The sequence below is a fragment of the Bacillus sp. FJAT-27231 genome (assembly GCF_001183975.1).
In the GTDB taxonomy this organism is placed as follows: Bacteria; Bacillota; Bacilli; order Bacillales; family Domibacillaceae; genus Pseudobacillus; species Pseudobacillus wudalianchiensis.
Window position 1 is genome coordinate 1 of record NZ_LFZU01000003.1, and the last position, 3,643, is coordinate 3,643.

3 protein-coding genes are annotated in these 3,643 nt (G+C 39.6%); 1 reads left to right on the forward strand and 2 read right to left on the reverse strand.

The window, feature by feature from the left end:
* Nucleotides 1-204: 204 nt before the first annotated feature.
* A complete protein-coding gene (locus AC623_RS20715; RefSeq protein WP_053104205.1) occupies nucleotides 205-660 on the forward strand; it encodes a replication/maintenance protein RepL in 456 nt (151 codons plus the stop codon).
* Between the two features lie 210 nt (nucleotides 661-870).
* On the opposite strand, the gene mobV is transcribed toward AC623_RS20715, so the two are convergent.
* On the reverse strand, nucleotides 871-2,169 hold the full coding sequence (gene mobV / locus AC623_RS20720) for a MobV family relaxase (protein WP_049666965.1): 1,299 nt from the start codon (nucleotides 2,167-2,169) through the stop codon (nucleotides 871-873).
* Nucleotides 2,170-3,297: 1,128 nt separating this feature from the next.
* On the reverse strand, nucleotides 3,298-3,643 hold a 346-nt coding region (locus tag AC623_RS22055; protein ID WP_049666967.1), incomplete at its 5' end, for a hypothetical protein.

The following is a 3,643-nucleotide window of genomic DNA, read 5'->3' on the forward strand; positions in this document are numbered from 1 at the left end:
TAGCTTTTTTAGGGTGAAAATTTTAGCTTTTTTAGGGTGAAAAACGCCCCTTTTTATACAGATACAGAAGGGACGTTCTAAAAAGCCAATGATATCAAGGGTTCAAGGGCTTGACTATATATGTCTCAACATATAGACTATAGTTCCAGACATATATATGCCCATACATATAATTGTTATGTTTTTAGTTGGGAGGGAGAAAATTTGAATCAAGAGGAATATGCTCGTTTAAAACAAGCTAAAATGCTCCATGCAAACATTGATCCTGAAACCGGTGAAATCATTAGTCTTACAATGCCTTATAAACCTATGAAATCAAATTTAGGAGGTGGTTGGATGGCTATGTATCAAGACGCTTTAAACTGGATGGCTGACGCTAATTTACCAAATGAGCAATATAGAGTTCTTATGAAATTGCTCGCCCGACTAGATTTTGAAAACTACCTTCGTGTAACTCAATCCGAGATCGCTAAAGAATTAAACATGAAACAGCCTAATGTAGCAAAAGCGATTAAAGCCCTTTTAGAACAAGATATTATTAGAAAAGGCCCTAAAGTCGGAAATTCTAATACTTACCGTTTAAATCCATACATTGGGCACAAAGGACAAAATATCAGCCAAACGAAAAAAGAATACGATCACTTGAAGAGAATCAAATAAAAGCCTTGTTCACTAAAAACGTTCACTGGGGGCGTTATGAGTAATCAATTTTATTTAAGAATTAGCTAACAAATTTCTTCAACTCTTGATTACCAAACCATGTATTTTCCTCATTGATCCCACTATCACAATCGATGATGTAGAGATCGTAAGCAAAGTTATATACGAAACATCCAGTGCAACATAATGGCCATTGTGTTGCACTCTATTTTATCGTTCTAATTCATTATCAATCCGTTTTTTCTTAGTCTTTTCATTTTCCTCTTTAGCTGCAGCGAACCCGACCTTCTCTTGATCGGTCATCTCGTTCTCTTTAAATCTCCAAACGCTAAACACATTCATACTCCGGTTTACCTGCTGTTTACAGAAGCCTTTAACCTGTTCAAACGTTTTGAGCGCTTCTGGAAGACGTTCCTCATAAAAAACATGTATGCGTCCCATGAGCTTTTCCAACCTTTCATAATTTCCCTTAAACCAGTCTCTTTCAGTTTTCAGATTCTTATTTTCTTTTTTCAGCTGCTCATTATCCTTTTTCAATGCTTGGGTTTCTTCTCGCAAACTTTGAATATCCCTCTGAAACGCCTTATTTTCGTTTCTAAGCCCTTCTGATGCTTTGGCAAGGGTTTTAATCTCTTCAAAGTCTGAAATAGCTAATTTGACCGTTTTCGAGCTAAATAAGCCCCCTCTTTCTGCTTTGACCTCGTCCACCTTCTTGATCTTATCTAAAGACACTCCCAAATCGCTTAAGCGATTCTCCATTTCCTTTAAGGAAGAATGTAATCCCTCTTTCTCTTCCTGTTTCTTTTGGACTTCTTTTTCCAACGTTTCCGCTTGTTCTTTGGCCGTTACCGCTTTAAAGCGCCGAAGCTCAATATGTTCCCTTCCAGTCGACACGCCACGTTCCAAGTGAAAGCCTTTGTCGTTCATTCTCTGGTTGTAGCGATCCTGCAGCTGGATTAAATCTTCTTTTGTGTTGACGAACTTTTTACGGCTGATCTGCCAAGTATCCGTTTTTCTTCGGCCATCGTAAGCTTTCAGTAAAGGAACTGCCACCACATGAAAATGCGGCGTTTTCTCGTCCATATGGACCGCTGCATGAATCATATGTTCACGCTTAATCCCAATATCCTGTTCAATAAACGCTAGTGACTCCTCCGCCCAGGCTTTAATGTCTTTTTTTGATTTCCCTTCAAAGAACGCTTCATCACTGGCAAAAAGAAATTCGCAAGCCACGTCATTCTTGGCTGAATTAATTGCCTGTTCAAACGTTCTCTGCCGATCTTTCCTTGTTTTTTTCATCCGCTCATCATGTTCTGCCTTCATTGGAGCCGTAATTTCTTTAAATTTCTCCAAGTAAGAATCACAGGAAACCAACTCAATATTCTCCACTGATTTTTCCTTTTCAATATCAAAATTGGTATGCGAGATCCGTTCCGCATTGTGCTTCCCTATTCCCCTTAAATCCGATGTTGTTTTAATCCCTTGCATTCGAAAAATGGAGTAACTCAAGCGCCCCACCTCCACTGTATGTATACCTCTATCATGGGGTTTCAGAGAAGCTTTTGTCAAAGAAAAGTTGACAAATTAAGAACACACTCTTTAATTGTCAGCAAAGCTAACAATTAAGTGTGCCCTGCGGGGCTATGTCGGCTCATGCCGAAGCCCGCTGCGCATGCTAAAAACCACACCTTGGGCGCCGCCCAAACCCGCTGGGGAACTCTTCCCCAGACCCCCTTAATCAAGCCCCCCACCCCCGATCTTCGGGGGCTGCCCCTTCGGCGGGCGCAAACAAACGGGGGTTTGTTTACTTCTTTAGGCTCCTGGACAGATGAGTCTGTCAACTCCTTATCCTCATTCCGCTACGCTGCATTCCGGTACCGTTGACAAACACTAAGTTCTATTACTCTACCTCTATTTTTTAATCAAACATTTAACAGAGAAAAAACAAATGATACTCATCCAAGGAGAAACCTTGATTATTCTGAATTATTGAGAAGCGATGTTAGTTCCCAAAGTTATTTTTAATAACTTGAGTTCTCTTGGACTAAGAAAGAAGTTAGGCACGAAATGAAGATTTTACCTGGAACAAGAATTTCAACACCAAAAATAAAAGAAGATCCTCGTCGGGGGAACCCAGGATCTTCAAAAATACGTATAATGTGAAGTGACAAATAAAGAGATAAAAAACTTCTCTCAGTTTAGAGAATGACTAACACTACCAAAATGAGGAGAGCAAGAATCTCAAAAGAGACTCTAGAATAATCTCTAGAGTCTCTTACACACCACTTATCCAAGAATGAAAAGAGATAAACCCTTGAGTCAAACCCTTACTTTAGTTTATGACCTAACCTGACTAAAGTTACTACAAAATTTTTATCAGACTAAATCTAACTCTTAAAAGGTTGAGATTTTGATTTCCCATAAGAAAACCGCCTAAAAAGGCGGTTTTTACTGTTTTTGATCGCTAGCTGGATTAGAGAAAATAAGTGACTATGGTTCCCTTATTTTAATATATGGACGGCCTTTATTTTGGTGATTAAAATTATCCTTTCAACACTTAAAAGACTATGATTTCCTTCTCATAGTCTTTTAAGTGTCTCTCGCTTCTCCTCTTTGTAGTATATGATTTTTAATTCATTAAAAGTACTTTAAGCTGTTAACTTCCTTGTTTTGGGGAGGTAGCTGGCTAGTCGTGTGGGGGCTACACCCCACGAACAGCGTCACAACATTTAGCAAAAGAACCTTGCATTGATCGGCAACAGAGGCGGTTTTTGGCGGTACCATTTTCAGAGCAAGCTCATCCCCGATGTTCCTCGTTTTGGGTGTGGTGAGCTTGGCGAATGGCCCGCACCGCCAAAAAATGCGAAAAGCAAGGTGGAAAGGGTGGAGATTTTTCAGCGCAGCGTTTTGAAAAATACTACCCGAACCTTGCTTTTCGCATAGCTTTTTTAGGGTGAAAATTTTAGCTTTTTTAGGGTGAAAA